At 72.0% G+C, this 16831-nt stretch carries 14 protein-coding genes; 7 read left to right on the forward strand and 7 right to left on the reverse strand.

Features of this window, described 5'->3' with window-relative positions:
* Window positions 1–26: 26 nt before the first annotated feature.
* Window positions 27–686 carry a response regulator transcription factor gene (locus AB0D49_RS29290; RefSeq protein WP_362763138.1) on the reverse strand — a complete coding sequence of 220 codons (660 nt, stop codon included), beginning with the start codon at window positions 684–686 and terminating at the stop codon, window positions 27–29.
* 23 nt (window positions 687–709) lie between these two features.
* Window positions 710–2119 (reverse strand): histidine kinase, encoded by a 1410-nt coding sequence (locus tag AB0D49_RS29295; protein ID WP_362762774.1) that lies wholly within the window; start codon window positions 2117–2119, stop codon window positions 710–712.
* Between the two features lie 132 nt (window positions 2120–2251).
* Between AB0D49_RS29295 and AB0D49_RS29300 the strand changes: the two genes are divergently transcribed.
* Both AB0D49_RS29300 and AB0D49_RS29305 read left to right on the forward strand, forming a co-directional pair.
* Window positions 2252–2821, forward strand: coding sequence for a methyltransferase domain-containing protein (locus AB0D49_RS29300; protein WP_362762776.1), 570 nt, complete (start codon window positions 2252–2254; stop codon window positions 2819–2821).
* Between the two features lie 326 nt (window positions 2822–3147).
* Window positions 3148–4542 carry a hypothetical protein gene (locus AB0D49_RS29305; RefSeq protein ID WP_362762778.1) on the forward strand — a complete coding sequence of 465 codons (1395 nt, stop codon included), beginning with the start codon at window positions 3148–3150 and terminating at the stop codon, window positions 4540–4542.
* 12 nt (window positions 4543–4554) lie between these two features.
* On the opposite strand, the gene AB0D49_RS29310 is transcribed toward AB0D49_RS29305, so the two are convergent.
* The 3 genes from AB0D49_RS29310 to AB0D49_RS29320 all read right to left on the reverse strand — a co-directional run bounded on the left by AB0D49_RS29310 (window position 4555) and on the right by AB0D49_RS29320 (window position 11006).
* Window positions 4555–9090 (reverse strand): hypothetical protein, encoded by a 4536-nt coding sequence (locus tag AB0D49_RS29310; protein ID WP_362762781.1) that lies wholly within the window; start codon window positions 9088–9090, stop codon window positions 4555–4557.
* 1 nt (window position 9091) lies between these two features.
* A complete protein-coding gene (locus AB0D49_RS29315) occupies window positions 9092–9691 on the reverse strand; it encodes a hypothetical protein (RefSeq protein WP_362762784.1) in 600 nt (199 codons plus the stop codon).
* A 121-nt stretch (window positions 9692–9812) separates the two neighbouring features.
* Window positions 9813–11006 carry a polyprenyl synthetase family protein gene (locus AB0D49_RS29320; RefSeq protein ID WP_362762787.1) on the reverse strand — a complete coding sequence of 398 codons (1194 nt, stop codon included), beginning with the start codon at window positions 11004–11006 and terminating at the stop codon, window positions 9813–9815.
* Window positions 11007–11303: 297 nt separating this feature from the next.
* Here AB0D49_RS29320 and AB0D49_RS29325 point away from each other — a divergent pair, with 297 nt between their 5' ends.
* The 5 genes from AB0D49_RS29325 to AB0D49_RS29345 all read left to right on the forward strand — a co-directional run bounded on the left by AB0D49_RS29325 (window position 11304) and on the right by AB0D49_RS29345 (window position 14464).
* The gene (locus tag AB0D49_RS29325; protein ID WP_362762790.1) at window positions 11304–11498 is read left to right on the forward strand and encodes a hypothetical protein; all 195 of its coding nucleotides are present in this window, start codon (window positions 11304–11306) and stop codon (window positions 11496–11498) included.
* 595 nt (window positions 11499–12093) lie between these two features.
* Window positions 12094–12654: an N-acetyltransferase family protein gene (locus tag AB0D49_RS29330; protein WP_362762793.1), complete on the forward strand. Its 561-nt coding sequence runs from the start codon at window positions 12094–12096 to the stop codon at window positions 12652–12654.
* Between the two features lie 126 nt (window positions 12655–12780).
* Entirely contained in the window at window positions 12781–12915 is a 135-nt protein-coding gene (locus tag AB0D49_RS29335) for a hypothetical protein (RefSeq protein WP_362762796.1), read from the forward strand.
* 11 nt (window positions 12916–12926) lie between these two features.
* Complete coding sequence (locus AB0D49_RS29340; protein ID WP_362762800.1) at window positions 12927–13673, forward strand: enoyl-CoA hydratase/isomerase family protein; 747 nt, start codon at window positions 12927–12929, stop codon at window positions 13671–13673.
* Between the two features lie 20 nt (window positions 13674–13693).
* The gene (locus AB0D49_RS29345; RefSeq protein ID WP_362762803.1) at window positions 13694–14464 is read left to right on the forward strand and encodes an SDR family oxidoreductase; all 771 of its coding nucleotides are present in this window, start codon (window positions 13694–13696) and stop codon (window positions 14462–14464) included.
* A gap of 119 nt (window positions 14465–14583) precedes the next feature.
* On the opposite strand, the gene AB0D49_RS29350 is transcribed toward AB0D49_RS29345, so the two are convergent.
* Together AB0D49_RS29350 and AB0D49_RS29355 are read right to left on the reverse strand one after the other, a co-directional pair.
* Window positions 14584–14850, reverse strand: a complete 267-nt coding sequence (locus AB0D49_RS29350) for a hypothetical protein (protein ID WP_362762806.1) — start codon at window positions 14848–14850, stop codon at window positions 14584–14586.
* Between the two features lie 404 nt (window positions 14851–15254).
* On the reverse strand, window positions 15255–16427 hold the full coding sequence (locus tag AB0D49_RS29355) for a LuxR C-terminal-related transcriptional regulator (RefSeq protein WP_362762808.1): 1173 nt from the start codon (window positions 16425–16427) through the stop codon (window positions 15255–15257).
* Window positions 16428–16831 lie beyond the last annotated feature (404 nt).

A 16831-nucleotide genomic window follows, 5' to 3' on the forward strand; every position in this document is an offset into this window, starting at 1 on the left:
GCGCGGCGCGCGGGTGCGGCGCGGCGTCAGTCCCCGGCCCGTACCAGCCCGCTCTCGTAGGCGAAGATCACGGCGTGGACGCGGTCCCGCAGGCCGAGTTTGGCCAGGACACGGCCGAGGTGGGTCTTGACGGTCGTCTCCCCGACGAACAGCCGGTCGGCGATCTCGCCGTTGGGCAGTCCCCGGGCGACCAGGGCGAGCACCTCCTGTTCCCGGTCGGTGAGCGCGGCCAGCCGCCCGCGCTCCTCGGGCGCGCGGGCGGGACCCTGCCGTACGAAACGCTCCACCAGGCGCCGGGTGAGGGAAGGGGCGACCATGACCTCGCCGCGCAGCACCGCCCGCACGGTCACCAGGATCTCCTCGGCTGGAGCGTCCTTGACCAGGAAGCCATTGGCTCCCGCGCGCAGTGCGGCGTACGCGTACTCGTCGAGGTCGAAGGTGGTGACGACGAGGATGCGGGGCGCGTCCGGCCGCGCGCAGAGCCGCTCGGTCGCGGCGAGCCCGTCCAGCCCCGGCATCCGGACGTCCATCAGGACGAGGTCCGGTTCCAGCGCGGCCACGGAGCTGAGCGCCGCGTCGCCGTCGGCGGCCTCGCCCACCACGGTGAGATCGGGCTGACTGTCGACGACCATGCGCAGCCCCAGCCGCACCAGTTCCTGGTCGTCGCAGATCAGCACCCGGGACACCGCCTGCGCCGATTCCGGGCGGTTCACGGGACCACCGTGGCGGGCTCGGCCCCGGCCGGGCGCAGGACGGCGTCGACCCGGTAGCCGCCGTCCGGAGTCGGACCGGCGTCGACACTCCCGCCGTACCGCGCGGTCCGCACCCGCATCCCGGCCAGACCCCGCCCAGGCGAGGACGCCGGGACGGGACGCCCGGTCCACGCCGGGCCGCCGCCGCTGTTCTCCACCCGTACCCGGACCAGCCGCCCCGGCCCCTGCGCCCCGGTGTCGACCCGGACCCGGATCGCCGCGTCCGGCGGCCCGTGCTTGACCGCGTTGGTGAGCGCCTCCTGCACGATCCGGTACGTCTGGAGGGTGAGGTCGGAGGGGAGACCGCGGGGCGTTCCGCGGATGTCGAGACGGGCGCGGGGGACGGTGGTGTTGAGCCGGTCGACGAGGCGCCGCAGGTCGGCGACGAGGTGCCTGGCGTCTTGGGGGTCGTCGGTGGCACCGGCGGTTCCTTCGCGACGGTCCCCGTCATCCCCGTGATCCCCGGCGGTCCCTTTGCGACCGTCCCCGGTTTCATGAACGTCCTCGTCATCCCCGGCGGTCCCAATGCGACCATCCCCGGCGTCTCCGGTGGTCCCTTTGCGACGGTCCCCGGCGTCCCCGCCGCTCTCACCAGGCGTGTGCAGCACCTCCAGCAGCCGTCGCAGCTCACCCAGCGCCTCCCGGCCGGTCGCGCCGATGACACCGAGCGCCCGGTCGGCGGCCTCGGGGTCGCTGCGCCGGATCAGCCTGCCGCCCTCCGCGTTCAGCACCATCACGCTCACACTGTGCGCGAGGACGTCATGGATCTCCCGGGCGATCCGCGCCCGCTCCTCCGCGACGGCGACCCGCGCCAGCGCCAGCCGCTGCGACTCGGCCAGCTCCGCGCGCCGCTCGAACTCGGCGATGTACGCCCGCCGCGCCCGCACCCACTCGCCGAACACCCAGGCCCCGGCCAGCAGCAGCACCACCGCGAGCGAGGTCAGCCACGCGTCGCCCGGACTCGTGCCCCCGTACTCGCGCTGCCACAGGGGGAACCACAGGACCACGCATACGGCCGTGGACACCGCCGTCGCCGTGGCGGCCCGGCGCAGCCCGCGCACGGTGAGCGTGGCGAGGACCGCGGCCACCGCGACGGCCCCGCGCCCCGGCTCCTGCCCCCACACATGTCCGAGGTACTGCGCCCAGAACGCCGCCGTCACCACCGCCGCGACGAGCACCGGGTGGTGTCGGCGCCACAGCAGCGGCAGCACGAGGGCCCCGTAGAGGATCGCCTGCACCCAGACCGGCCGCCAGCCCGGCTCCGTACGGATCACCGGGGGAAAGGCCACCAGCACGAACAGCACGACATCGGTCAGCCACGGGTGTGCCCGCCGCAGGCGGGCCGGGGTCGCGATCAGCCGGTGCACCACCTCACGCTAGGTCCGCGCCCGCCCCGCCCACATCGTCCTGGCGGGCGTCACAGGGTCCTCCCGCGGTCGTACACGCACCGGCCCGGGATACGACGTGGGGCTACCCCCGGCGTGCCGAACATGACCGCCATGTCGATCACCAGCGAGTTCCTCAGACGGCCCCTGACCACCGGGGCCGTGGCCGCCAGTTCACGACGGCTGGCGCTCGCGATGACCGCAGGCATCGGCCTGGAACAGGCCCGGCTCGTCATCGAGCTGGGACCCGGGACCGGTGTGTTCACCGACGCGATCCTCGCCCGCCTCGCCCCCGGCGCGCGGCTCGTCGCCGTCGAGCTGAACCCCGTGCTCGCCGCCGGTCTCGCGGCCACCCGTGACGACCCGCGGCTGACCGTCGTCCAGGGCTCCGCCGAAGACCTCTCCGCGGCGGACGGCGAGATGGCCGACGTGGTGGTCTCCGGACTGCCCTGGACGGTCATGCCGAAGGAGCGGCGCGGGCACATCCTGGACGCCGTGACCGGGGCGCTCGCCCCCGGCGGCCGGTTCACCACCTTCGCCTATGTGCACGCGGCCTGGACCCCGCCCGCCCGCCACTTCACCGCCGAACTGCGCGACCGCTTCGACCGGTTGGAGCGCTCGGAGGTGGTGTGGGCGAACCTCCCGCCCGCGTTCGTGCACCGCGCGACCGGCGACCGCCCCTGAGTGACGTCAACACGAGCGTGCTCGATTCACTCCGACGGGGGGTGAGTCCGCGCGCGGGTGACGGTGTTTCCGGTCGCGCCCAAGGTGCCGAAAGCGGCTCCGGCCCTGCCCGGCCGGGGTCGCGGTGCCTGTTTGGCGCGGGGAAGTGGCCTGCCAGAGGCATATGTAAACCCGTCACACGGAGTTGGCCGGAGCCGAAGGGGCGCCACTGTACGTAGTGCAACTCCCGCGATTCGCTACTGAACGTAATGGGTTCGCTCCGGCGGCTACGGATCGTGCCGGTCGGTCGGCGTGCCCCAGCAGCGTGAACTCCGAGGAGAAGCACCATGTCCACGCCCCCCGCGCCGTTCCGTGTCACCCTCGTCAACGGCAGTTTCGAAGAACCCGTCGTGACCGACTTCGAGATCCTGCCGGACGCCTCCCAGACCCAGGCCGCCAAGCGCGTCCCCGGCTGGCTCACCACCGCCTCCGACCACATGGTCGAACTGTGGCGCTCCGGCTTTCTCGGTGTCCCCTCCGCCGACGGCGCCCAGTTCGCCGAACTGAACGCCAACGAGGTCTCCACCCTCTACCAGGACCTCCCGACCACCCCCGGCATCACGCTGTACTGGCGTCTGTACCACCGCGGCCGGCTCGGCGACGACACCATGGCGCTGGACATCGGCGCCCCGGGGTCGACCGTGGAGCAGCGGCGCATCACCGACGGCAAGAACGCCTGGGGCCACTACACCGGCACCTACGTCGTCCCGGCCGGGCAGACCCTCACCCGGTTCGCGTTCCGCTCCATCGCCGCCGCGGGCGGCAACCGCGGCATCGGCAACTTCCTCGACGGCATCTTCTTCGGCACCGCCCCCCACATCGTCCTCCACAAGACGGCGATCCCCGCCGGGCCGCTGGACGTGGGCGACGTCCTCACCTACCGCATCACCGCCCGCAACGAGGGCGGCGGCCCCGCCGAGGCCCTGGTCCTCACCGACGTCGTACCACCCGGGACGACCTATGTGCCGGGCTCCCTGCGGATCGTGGACGGCCCGAACACGGGCGCCGTCACCGACGCACCGGGCGACGACCAGGGCCACTACGACCCCGAGACCGGCAAGGTCGTCTTCTACCTGGGCACCGGCGCCTCCGCCGCCGCCGGGGGCCGGCTGGCCAACACGGAGACCCTGCCGGGCGGGACCACGGCCGAGTACCGCGTCGTCATCGACCTGGCCAGCGCCGGAAAGGTGATCAGAAACACCGCGACCGCCACCTACGAGAACCGGCTCGGCGAGACGCCCCAGCCGCTGACGGCCACCTCCGACGAGGCGCTCACCCAGGTCAAGCCCGCCGCCGACCTGAGTGTCACCAAGGCCGCCGACGCCACGACCGTCACCGTCGGCCAGACGGTGACCTACCGCGTCACCGTCGCCAACACCGGCCCGAACCGGGCCACCGGCGTCCATGTCACCGACCGGCTCCCGGCCGGTCTCGCCTTCCTCTCCGCGGACGCCGGAGGCACCGGACCCTACGACCCGGCCACCGGCCGGTGGACCGTGGGCGACCTGCCCGTCGGCGCCACCGCCACGCTCGTCCTGCGGGCCAAGGCCACGCAGACCGGCGCCGTCCACAACACCGCGACCGCCACCGCGAACGAGAAGGACCCCGACACCGGCGACAACACCGACGCGGTGACTATCTGCGTCGAACCGGCGCCCACCTGCTGCACGCCCTGCACGTGACGGAGCCCGCGTTCAGCATGAGGCGCGGTGCGCGATACCGGGGAAGAGCTGCTTCCACTCTTCCTCGGTGACACTGTCGGGGTAGCGGCGGCAGAGGTCCTGGTGGACGCGGTCGGGGCGGAGGTCGAGGAAGTAGGTGCGCTCACGTTCCTCCTGGGCGTCCCAGTACCAGTTGGTGGCGAGGCGTCCCCGGTCCGTCACCACAGCCAGAACGTGCTCCTGTCCTGGAATCTGTTCGATCGCTGCCGCCTGGGACAGGATGGCGAACGCCGGAGCGCGCCACTCGCCGTCCGGTGTCCGCTGCCACAGTGTCGTCGGCGGGTCGGACACCGCCCACTGCCCCCCGTCGGTCACCGTCATCTGTTCCGCCTGTTGGTCGAGGCGCAGGGTGGTGGTGCGGCGGGGGTGCCGAAAGTCGCTCACGTCCCAGAACTGGACCGTCCCGTCGTTGAGCGCGGTCAGCAGGAGATCCTCCCCGGCGGGGAAGTAGCCAAGCGGTCCGGCCGGAAGCCGTCCGCCCTCCTCCGGACTGTCCACGTCGGAGAGGCTCCACAGCCGTACGGCCTGTCCCGCCTCCTCGACGAGCAGGATCTTCGAGGAGTGGACGTAACCGGCACCCGAGTACAGGCCGCCGTCCTTGAAGGTCTTGACCAGCCGTGGACGTGTCGGGTCACGGAGGTCCCACATGCGCAAGTCCTGGGAATCCGGCGTGATCAAGGCGTCCCCGGCGAACAGCGAGGTGTAGCTGACGGGCGTGTCGATCACTGACTGCCGCCGTGGCCTGTCGATATCGGTGATGTCCCAGATCTGCACGTCGCGCTCGCCCGCATCGCCGATGGCCAGCAATGTCCCCTCGGCGTTGACGGCGAGCACGCTCGCCCCACCGGTGAGGTCGATCGTCGCGCCGTCCCGGGGCTCTTCGCCCACGCCGACTTCCCACAACCGCAACTGCTGTTGCTGAGTGTCCTGCACCCAGCGGGACGCGAGCAGTACCGGACTGCTCCGGCCGGGCAGGAACTCCGTGCTCTCCCAGTGTCCCGGCAGCGTCCAGTACCGCCGGGGCCGGGTGATGTCCCGGGTGTCCCACACGCTTGCCGTGATGTCGACGCGCCCCGTGGTCGTGGCCATCAGGGACCCGTCCGCGCTGAAGGCATGGCCACCGTAATCGGGGCTGACCATGGCCCCGTCCGCGTACGGAGCGGCGGTACGCTGCGGCCACAGACGTACCTGCCCGCCCTGTTCACCCGCCGCCACCTGCCCCGTCGAGGAGACGGCCACGGACTGGACGGGTTCGGCCGAAGGGAACTGCCGGACCTCCGCGTCGAGGGAGTGCAGCGACTCCAGATCGGCTATTCGTCGCTGGAAGAAGAGTCCACCGGCACTGTCGTCGGCCACCGCGATCATCCCGCCGTCGGGGAAGAAGGCCAGCGACGGCATACTGTTGTTGCCCCAGCCCTCCGGGGTCGGTGTGATCCCGTCCACGGTCGGGCCCACCGGAATGTGCCGGAGCCGCCGTCCGCCGTCGATCGCCCACCAGCCGACCGCTCCCTCACCCCCCGTGGCGACGACCAGATCCTTGCGGGGATGCACCCCGACGGCGAACGCGGACGGCGTCGACGCCGTGTCGAGCAGAACGGGTTCATCGAGGCGGGTCACGTCCCACAGCCGTACCGGGGCCGGTCCGGTCTCCCCGACGGCACCGGCCGTGACGAGGAGACGTCCGTCGCGGTGGAAGGAGACCCCGTTCAGCCATGCCTCCTCAAGGGTCCGCTCAGTGCGCAGCACCGGCCGGTCGGGACGGGACACGTCCCAGAGCATCAGCCGCCCCGTGCCGTCCAGTTCACCATTGCTCCCGGGCGCATTGCCGCCCGCGGCCAGCGCGGAGCCGTCCGGGCTGAACTGGAGGCTCATGCTGGGACCGGAGGGGAACGTCTGGGCCCCGAGGCGGCGCGGCTCGCGTGGGTCCGACACGTCCCACAGCGTCAGCCTGCCCGGCTCCTGCGCCGCGAGGATCGGCCGACTGGGGTGCATCGCGATGGGACTCGTGTCGTCCCCGGTCAGGTCGGCGCCCTTGCGCGGGCTTCCGGGGCGCGAGACGTCCCACAACTGCACCCTGCCCCCGCGCTGACTGGTGGCGAGCACCGTCGCGTCGGGAGTGAACGCAAGATTCACCACGGGCTCCCGGATGCCCGGCAGCACGCTCGGCGTCACCGTCTGGTACGAGTCGTACAGCGCCGACCGGGACTCGGCGGTCGGCGCCGTGCGGTACGCGGCGAGACTGAGCCGCAGCGCGGTCTGCGGATCGCGTCCACGCAACTGTTCGGCACGCGTGGCGAGTTGCTGCGCCAGCAGCGTGTTCTCCCGGTCCTCGGCGACCCGGCGCGCCCGGTCGGACTGGACCGCGAGGAGCCCGGCCAGCAGGGTCAGCGCGGCGAGCACCGCCACCGCGACGGTCCGGGTACGCCGTCTGAGCAGCTCGGCACGGCCGCTGACGGCGAGGAAGTCCCGCTCGACGGGACGCAGCGGCAGCACCGCCCCGGCGGGCTCGGTGAGGGCGCGGGCGGCGGCGAGATGACGGCCCGCGTACAGACCGCTCGCGGGACGGCCGTCGCTCTGCCAGGCGTCCGCCGCGCGCCCGAGCCGGTTGCGGACGAGGAGGGCGTCCAGATCGGCGGCGATCCAGCCGCGCAGCCGGGGCCAGCCGTGCAGCAGTGAGTCGTGGCACAACTGGGCCTCACCGTCGTCGAGTACGACGAGCCGGGCGTCCGCCATCCGTTGCAGGACCCCGGCGCCCGCGCCCGCCTCCTCGATGCGCAGCCGACGGCGGACGGCCAGCCCGTCCTGGTCGACCAGGTGCACCAGCCGCAGCACCAGCACCCGCAGCGCGTCACGCCCGGCCGCGTCGAGTGACTCATGGACGCGTTCGGCGGTGCGGGCCACCGAGCCGTGGATGCCGCCGGTGGCCTGATATCCGGCCAGTGTGAGCAGCCCGCCCCGGCGGGCGGTCCATGTCTCCTGGAGGGCGTGGGCGAGGAAGGGGAGCGCGACGGGGCCGCCGTGCTCCTCGCTGAGGTCCCGCACGAGGAGGTCGGTGAGCCCGGCCTCCAGACGCAGGCCCGCGTGCTCGGCGGGTCCCTCGATCGCGGCCCGCACTTCCTGTTCGCTCAGCGCGGGGACCGTGAACTGTCCGTCGCGCACCGCCTGGGCCAGCCCGGGGTCGGCGAGGCAGCGGCCGTAGTAGTCGGCCCGCAGACCGAGGACGAGACGGGGAGCGGCACCGCTCTCCTCCGGAGTCTCCAGGGGTCCTCGGCCCACCATCGCCCGGAGGAAGAGTGCGCGTTCCTCGTCGTCCCGGCAGTGGGTGAAGATCTCCTCCAGTTGATCGACGACCAGGACGTGCGGGGCCCGATGGCCGGGCGCCGCGCTGGTGAAGCGTCCGGCGCCCAGATCCCGCGCCACCTCCTGGAAGGGCCGTCCTACCGCGTCGGCCCAGCGGGTGACCAGGGCCTCGAACGGGCGGGGACCGGGACCGGGCATCACGAGCACCCGGTCTCCGCCCGTCGCCAGGGTCGCCGCGAGCCCGGCCCGCAGCAGCGAGGACTTGCCGACGCCGGAAGGACCGACGAGCACCACCGGACGACCGGGCGGGGCCGCCTCGACCCGTGCCACCAGGGCCCGGGTCAGCTCGCCCCGCCCGAAGAACAGCGTCCGCTGCTCCGGCAGGAAGGGCCGCATACCGGGATACGGGCAAGGGGCGGCGGGGTCGCCGGGGGCTTCCTCCTGGACACCGTCCGGGGGCGCCACGTACCGGGGGTTGCGGGCGATCACCAGGTCCCCGATACGCCCGCTGGCATCCGCGTGCGGACGCGCGGGTCCGCCCTGGAACCGCCGGTCCAGGAGCCGGTGCACATCGGCCAGGGTGAGCCACTTCGGCCCGGCCGGATCGCCCTCCCTCAGCAGTTCCACCAGCGCCCCGCCGAACAGCGTGTACGTGTCTCCCTCCGGTGCGAAGGAGGCGGCGTAGTGGGTGGCGGACGTCAGCAGATAGCTGCCGTCGGGCCGCGCGGAGGCGTACGGATCGGGCCGCGACCGTCGCCCGGCGGCCTCCGCGAGCCCGGAGAAGCAGCAGTCCAGAATCACCACCGACCGGGCCGCCGCCGCCCCGAGACGCGCCTTGACCTCGGCGTACGGCACTCCGCGCGCCCCGTGATCGGCCATCGTGCTCGCACCGGTCGCCAGGTACAGACGCTCCTCGGGCCCGAGGAGTCCGTGCCCGGTGAAGCAGAAGAGGACGACACCGCCTTCGGCCCGCTCCACCGCCGTGTTGACGGCGTCCAGTACCTGCGTCGGATCGCCGGGATCGAGGATGAGCCGGATCGCGTCGGCGGGGATGCCGCACACCTCGTGCAGGGCGGAGGCGAGCGCGGTGGCGGAACGTGTGGCGCCGGGCAGGCTGTCCAGTCCCGCGCCCGGGGCATGGAGTCCGGTACCGACGACTACGGCTTGGCAGCCGGGTCCGGCGAGGTCGCTGCCTTCCAGGGGCGGCACGTCAGGTCCCGTCCTGTCCTGGTGGGGGGTCAGGGTCGGTGGTGTGCGTGGGGGGCGGGTCTTGGGTGGGGACGGGCGCCTGAGTCTGTGCCTGGGTCTGCGCTTGCGTCTGTGCCTGCGCTTCCCCCTGCCCTTGCCCCTGCCCTTGCCCCTGCCCTTGCCCTTGCCCCTGCCCCTGCCCCTGTCCTTGTCCTTGCCCTTGTGTCTGTGCACGCCCCTGCGTCTGCTCCTGGGTCAGGAGACCCTCGGCGATCCGGCGGGCGGTCTCCGCGGAGTCGCTGGCGCTCAGGTCACGTACCCGGTCGGCGGCGACGGTGATCTGCGTACCGTCGGGCAGATTGATCGTCACCGTCTGGCTGCCTCTACGGGTCTGGAGCCAGGCGACCAGGGCGGCGGCGAGCGCGGCGGTCACTCCGCCGGGTGCGAGCAGCAGGGAGAGAAGCTCCCCGGAGCCGCCCATCGTGCCCGCCCGGGGCGCGTTGTCCTCAACACGCCGCACCCGCATACGCAGTTCGGGATCGCGCCGCAGCCAGGTGCAGAGTTCCTGTGCCCCGCCCATGACCGTCCCCGTCGGATCACTGACGGCAAGCGTGACTCTCATCCCGCTGTCCACCCCCGTATGTCGACACGCGGATTTCAGGCTAGCGACCGGGGCTCCGGTGCGGACCGTGTTCTTCGGCCACGTGAGAGGTGACGGGATGGAATCGGGCCCCCTGGCGCTTTCACCCCGCCGCGGTGGGCACGAGCAGTGCGTCCAGGGAGGTGGCCGTGTGCAACTCCTCGGCGACCAGGTCGATGTGGTGACCGACGCGCTCGATCGCCGCGTCGAAGTAGGCCGCGCTCTCCTTGGAGCGGCACAGCGCGAACACCCGCTCCTTGGCGGTCCGCTTGAACCGGACGGCGTCATCGGCGAGCCGGAGCATGACGTCCGGAAGCCCGGGGTGGTCCAGGGCGAAGGACTTCAACTCCTCCGGAGTCATGTCGTCCGCCGCGCGGGACGGTGGGGTGGACATCCCCAGGAGTTCCAGGCAGACGCGGTTCTTGAGCCCCTTGAAGTCGGTGAAGCTGTTCGCCGCCGAGTGGTGGGGGAGGAAGTCGAGGAGATCGTTGAGCAACTGTGCGCCGAGCCCCATGAGGTGCATGCTCTCATCAAGGACCGTGCGCTCGTCCCGAGGTATGTCCAGCGCGAACGCAGCCGTGTTCAGGGGAAGTTGGAGCAGTGTGGAGGTCTTGAGGGCGGCGACCGATGTCCAGAACTCGACGCGGTCCGCCGGGGGTCCGGCGGCCAGGGTCCGCTTCACGTCGGTGAGGTGGGTGGACAGGTCGAGTGCCTGACCGGTGAACCCGTTCTGTACCGCGCCCAGGGCGTAGTCGACCACCTCGGGGACCGCCATGTGCCGCAGCCCGCGCGTGATCATCCAGGAGGCGGTGTTCAGGGCGAGCGGGACACCGTGGGTGAGGTGCAGCGCCGGTCTGCCGAACCGTGTCTCGCTGCCGTCCTGGATGTCGTCGATGATGACGGCCGCCTTGAGCAGCAGGCGCACCGAGGCGGCGATCCGGCGGACCGTCCCGAAGTCCGCCCCGGCCTCGTCCTCCACGCTGAACCCACGGTAGTTGCGGAAGGCCCAGTACACCGTGGAGGGGCGGACCCCGGGCGCCGGGCCGCCGCCGCGTCCCGTGGAGCGGAGGCGCGCGTGGTCCAGGGCGAAGGCATCGGTGTGCGGGGCGTGCAGCGCGAGCCGTATGGCGTCTTGCAGGGTGCGGTTCTGCGGCGCGAAGCCCGGGACCAAGGGCTCCATGACGTTGTGCGCCGACACCGCGAGGAGGTCCCGGAGATCGGCGTCCAGCAGGTGGGCGTCGGCTGTGATGACGGCGTCGACGTCAGCGGTGGGGGCGTGTCTCACAGGCTCGGCCATGGTCGTCCTTCGCATCGGGAACGGGGGCGGGTGATCGGCGGTCCGTGTCGACGGGCTGCCGGGGGTACGCGCTGAACGGGCGTTCCGTGAAGGTGCGGGTGCGGTCGCGTGCGGGGCGGATGTGTCGGTGCTGAGGTGCTGAGGTGCTTAGGTGCGCGGGATGCCGCCGCCCCACGTGCCCCGTGACGCGGCCCCTTCACCCAAGGGTGTGCGTGCGGTGCTGTCAATTCTTGTGTCTTGGTATGGCTCGTATGGGATTCCCACGCTGGCCGTAAATGTCGCGTGGAGGGTGTCGCGGTGTCGCGGAAGGCGGTTCGCGCCGAGTGCGTCGACGGCCCGCCGCTGCACGAACACATCGCCACCCGCGACACCCACGGCCCGGCCACCGTGCTTAAGGTCAAGGCCCGCGTCCAAGACCTGCTCATGTGGATCCATGTCACCGCGCCCCACCGGTCCCGCGCCCGCACGCGGGCCGGAAGTGACTCCCGCTGACGCCGGACGGGCCCTCCCCGATCCAGCCGGATACCCGTCGATCCGGGCGGCGGCTCAGGGGGTGTGCCGGAGGCTCACACAGCCCCACGGGCTGCGGCCCGCCCGCCTCAGCCGGACATGTGTCCAGAGTCGAGAAACAGACAACACGGCCGCCGGAATCGTCATAGCCCTCGCGCGGAGGCGGGCGGTGCGGCATTGTGATGGCGCGGTCCGTCGTTCATCCCCCGAAGCGACGGGCCGCACTTGTTGCCCACGGACGCGCTGTCCGCGCCGGATCTGACCCGGTGCCTCGGCTCCGCCGCCGTCGCGATCGGGCCTCGGATCGGTGCGGGCAGCAGCGTGAGACGCGGGTCGACCATACGGAGGAGACCCAGGGCCTCTCCGTCCTCCACGGTCAGGGAGAGTTCAAGGGCCGCCTGGCACGTGCAGTCCATCGCCAGGGCATCGAAGACCCACCGGCCAGTTCGACTGGCTAGTCGGCGCCCCGCCATCGTGTGCTCAGTCCTGTAGATGTGACACCGACGGCGGCCGGGGAGAGGGGCCCGGCTGCCGCGACGCCCTTCGGGCTTCCCGCGCCCTCCTACACTCGTACGCAGTGACCACCGCCGCGCCCGTCATCCGCCCCGCCGCCCCGTCCGATCTGCGTGGGGTGGCCGGGATCTTCACCTACTACGTCCGCCACACCGTGATCACCTTCGAGGAGACCCCGCCGTCCCTCTCCGCCTGGCGCCAGCGGCTCGACGATCTCACCGCGCGGGGGCTGCCCTTCCTGGTCGCCGAGGTGTCCGGCGAGGTCGCGGGGTATGCCTACGCGGCCCCGTGGCGCACCAGGCCCGCCTACCGGCACACCGCCGAGAACTCGATCTATCTGGCGCCCGCCCGGACCGGCCAGGGGCTGGGCGGCGCACTGCTGGGAGCCCTGCTGACAGCTTGCGCCGAGTCAGCCGTACGCCAGGTGGTCGCGGTCATCGCGGACATGGGAACGGATGCCTCCGTCGCACTGCACCGGCGGCATGGGTTCACCGACGCGGGTCGATTGACGGCGGTCGGGCACAAGCACGGACGGTGGATCGACACGGTGCTGATGCAGCGGACACTGGAGATTCCGTCGGCACCGGGGAAGGCGAGCGTCCCCACCCGCGATGACCTGGGGTGACAGGGCGAGGTACAGGTAGTCGTACGCCACCCGTCCGGACGCGAGGGTAAGTCATCCGACCGTCGCCGGGTCCGGGCTCGGCAGACGTTCTACCGATGTCGCGGGGAGCGGGGCTCACCAGACTCGGTGACAGCGGCGGCGCGCCACGCCGCCTTCATCGAGCGGAGAGAACAGACAGCCATGTCCGAGAAGCAGAAGGGCCGAGCCGCCCAGCGCTCCGCCGTCGTCCTGATCGGCCGCCGGCCGACCCTCGCCGGGTGATGGCGGCCGTCATGGGTGACTGGACCCTTGAGCACCGGGGCCCGATCGCCCTGCTGACCTTCCGCAGGCCGCCGGATCACTTGCTCCCTCCGGAGTCGTTGGACGAACTCGTCGCCCTGTGCGACGGGCTCGCCGAGCGCACCGACCGGACGAAGGTGATCGTCATCACCGGGGGAGGCGACGGGTACTTCGTCAACCACGGCGATCTGTCCGGTCACCCGGACTGGCTCGCCCCCGGCGAGGACGGCGTGATCCGCTCCCGGGGACTCGAGGCGCACCTCGACGCCTTCCAGCGCATCGAGGAGCTGCCGCAGCCGACGATCGCCGCGATCGACGGGATCGCGTCCGGCGGAGGCAGCGAACTGGCGCTGGCCTGCACCCTGCGCGTCGGTTCGCCGCGTGCCCGGCTGCGGCAGTCGGAGGTGCCCGCGGGGATCATCCCCGGCGGTGGTGCCACGGTCCGGCTGCCACGGCTCGTCGGGCCGGGGTTCGCGGCCGAGGTGATCCTCGGCGGGCGTGAGTTCACCGGGGCGGACGCCTACCGGGTGGGGTGGCTGAACGCGCTGCTCCCGGCCGAAGGGTTCGTCGACCACGCGGTCGCCTGGGCGCAGCAGTTCGCGCGTCACTCCGGGTCGGCCCTGATCGCGGCCACCGCGGCGCTGCGGGAGAGCCGCCGGCTGCCCTTCCGGTCGGCGCTGGCGAGTGAGCGGGAGATCTTCCTGCGCCAGCTGGCCCGCCGTACCGAACAGCAGACATGAAGCACGAGGAGGAGAGCGGAATGCGTGGACTCAAGGACAAGGTGGCCATCGTCGCGGGCGGCTCACCGGGCGGGATAGGCGGGGCGACCGCCGTCCGGCTGGCCGAGGAGGGCATGGCGGTGGTCGTGGCCGACCTGAACGAGTCGGCCGCCCAGAAACTCGCGGCCGAGATCAGGGCGAACGGCGGCGAGGCCGTCGGCCAGGGCTTCGACATCAGCAACGAGGAGTCGTACGCCGGGCTCATCGACTTCACCGTACGCACTTACGGGACCCTGGACGGGCTGTACAACGTGGCGGCGGACCTGTCTCCGGCCACGATGAACGCCGACGTCGAGGTGACCGATGTCCCCCTGGACATTTGGCACCACACCATCGACGTCACCCTCACCGGATACATGCTCGGCATCCGCCACGCGCTGCCGGTGATGCTGCGGCAGGGCAGCGGATCGATCGTCAACACGATGTCGAGTTCGGTGTGGGTGGCCCCGCCGACGAAGGTCTCCTATCAGGCGGCGAAGAGCGGTCTCGTCGGGCTGACCCGGCACACCGCGAGCCTGGGCGGCAAGCGGGGCGTCCGCTGCAACCTCATCTCTCCCGGCCTCACCCTCACCACCTCGGCGATGGCCACGACGACGGAGGAACTGCGCACCCAGGGCCTGTCCGCCGCCCGCTCCCCACGCCTCGGCAAGCCGGAGGACATCGCGGCGATGGTGGCGTTCCTGTTCTCCGGCGACGCCGAGTTCATCAACGGCCAGTCGTTCCTGATCGACGGCGGCGCGCATCTGACGTGAGGACCCGGCCGGGTGCGGTCAGGTCGTGATCGGGGGCGGGGCGGGAACACGGACGTACCTACGAGTCGATGGGCATGGACAGGGCCGCTGCCCCGGGCTGGGGCAGCGGCCCTGCCGTGTCAGGTTCCGAGGTACTCCAGGAGCCAGCTGACCGGCAGGTCGTCCGCCGAGTCGGTGGCGTCCTTCTTCATACGGCCGATGACCACCTTCTGGGTGTCGGCGGGAAGCCGCTCACCGAGACGGCGGCCGTTGTCCGGGACGAGCCGGGGCGTGACACCGTTCCATGTGTTGCCGGCGTAGATGCTCACTCCGAGCTTGACGTCCGCGTAGGCGCTGCCGAAGCTGAGCCATGCGTCCCCCCACGGCCCGGCGTTCGGCGGGGGCACGGTCAGGATGATCGTGTACTTGTAGTGGATGAGGCCGTTGGTCTCCGTGTATGCGAAGCCGTGCGGGATCTCTTCCGTTATGCGAAGCCGTGCGGGATCTCTTCCGTCTGGAAGCTGTTCGCCACAGGTCCCTCTCCTTGGTCAGGAACACCGACGCGTTTCACGGTAGGGACGCGCAGAGTGCCCAAGGCCGACCTCCGGAGGAAACCCCCGCTTCGGGCGGACCCGAAGTGAGCAGCGGAATCAACGGCGTTGTGTGTCTCTGCCGCCCTGTGAGTGCCACAACACGCCGGGCAGGGCGCACCAACAGGACCCTCAGTCACTCGGTGCACGTCAGCAAGACCGTTCTGGGCGCGGCACTGTCGTTGCTGACCCCGCAGATGGTCCGGTTCATCGACGGAATCTCACCCGCGTCGGTCGGTCACCGGTGACCCCACACCCCCGGCCCCCGGCTCCGGACACACCTGCGGTGGTGTGGTCGGTGCCAGTGCCGGGGCGTGGTGGCGGACGAACAGTGTGGCCACCAGGTCGCGGCGGCTGCGGACGCCTGTCTTGTCGAACACCGACTTGAGGTGGTCCTGGACCGTGTGCGGGGACAGGCCCGCGCGGCGGGCGATCTCCGCGGTGGAGTGGCCGTGCAGCACCAGCTCCGTGATGTGCTGCTCGCGGGCGCTGAGCCCGTACGCCGCGACGATCACCCCGAGGCGTTCACCTGGCCCGGCGGGCTCGACCACGACCGCGACCCGCGCCTCGGTGAGGTCGTCGAGCCGCCAGGCGTGCAACCGCACGGATCCCTGGGAGCCGCTGTGCGCCCAGGAGGTGAAGGAACTCGCCGCTCCCGGTGCGCGGACCGCCGCCGCCACGCCGTACACCGCCGGGGGCAGGGACGCTCCGGCCGGGGACCTGGTGCGCCCGGTGGGCGGGAGGGAGACGCCGTCGATCCAGAGCGGGAAGGCGGGGGACATCTGGAGCACGTTGTACTCCTCGTCCAGCAGGACCAGGCCCGGTGCGGTCGGCGCCGGTTCGCGGTGGGCGCGGTCCGTGAGGTGCAGGCGGCGCAGCGCGCTGCCCAGCGGCTGGGCGAGCGACTCGGCCAGCGCCAGGTCCGCGGGCGTGAACGCGGGGGCGTCCACGGCCCGGCCAAGTACCAGGGCGCCCCAGGCGCCGTGCCGGTCGCGCAGCGCCACCCGCAGTTCGTCCCGGAAACCGAGCGGACCGGCTATGTCCCGGTAGCGCGGGCTGAGTTCGAGGCGACCGCCGACCTCCTCGCTGAGCAGCCCGACGGGTACCGGTTTACGGGCCAGGTCGGGGATCGAGTTGACGTCCCCCTCGCAGTACTCGATGTCGAGCATCCGCGGCATCAGCGCGGCCGGCACCGCGCACCGGTAGTTGCCGCCGGTGTTCATCAGCGTCCGTGGATCGACCGTGACCCCGGCCCACATGTCGACCCGCAGCGCGGGCACGATCACCCGCGCCACCTCGTCGAAGAACGCCTCGACACTCTCGGCCGACGTCGCCGCACGTACCGCCGCGTCCTGGACCGTGCCGGACCGCGTTGTCCCCCCAATACGCCCCATACCGGCGATGGTAGCCGTGTATCCGTCCTGTGGAGAAAGGGTGTGTGCGGCGTGGAGTGTCGCGGTGGCGGCGCTTCCGTCCCGTCGAACTCCCCAGCTTTCTGGGATAGGAACGGTCCGCCCCGCCACGGCACCCTGTGACGCGACGGGAGAACGGCCCGCCGCTGCCAAGGGGGGAGCGCCGCGGGCCCGGAGACCACGAGTACGAGGGCTGCGGATCACGGATGTCCACGGGGGTGACATCCGGCAGACACGCGCGGGCGGTGGGGGGTCGCCCGCGGCGGAAGCCCTCGCCGTGCCGATGTCCGCCGAGCGCGGACCCGCGAGGTATGTACCGGCCCGTCCCGGCGGGACCGACGGCCGCCTCGTCCCGCGCCTTGTCCCGGCCACCGCCGCGCACCTCA

It is taken from the genome of Streptomyces sp. NPDC048290, assembly GCF_040652095.1.
Taxonomy (GTDB): domain Bacteria; phylum Actinomycetota; class Actinomycetes; order Streptomycetales; family Streptomycetaceae; genus Streptomyces.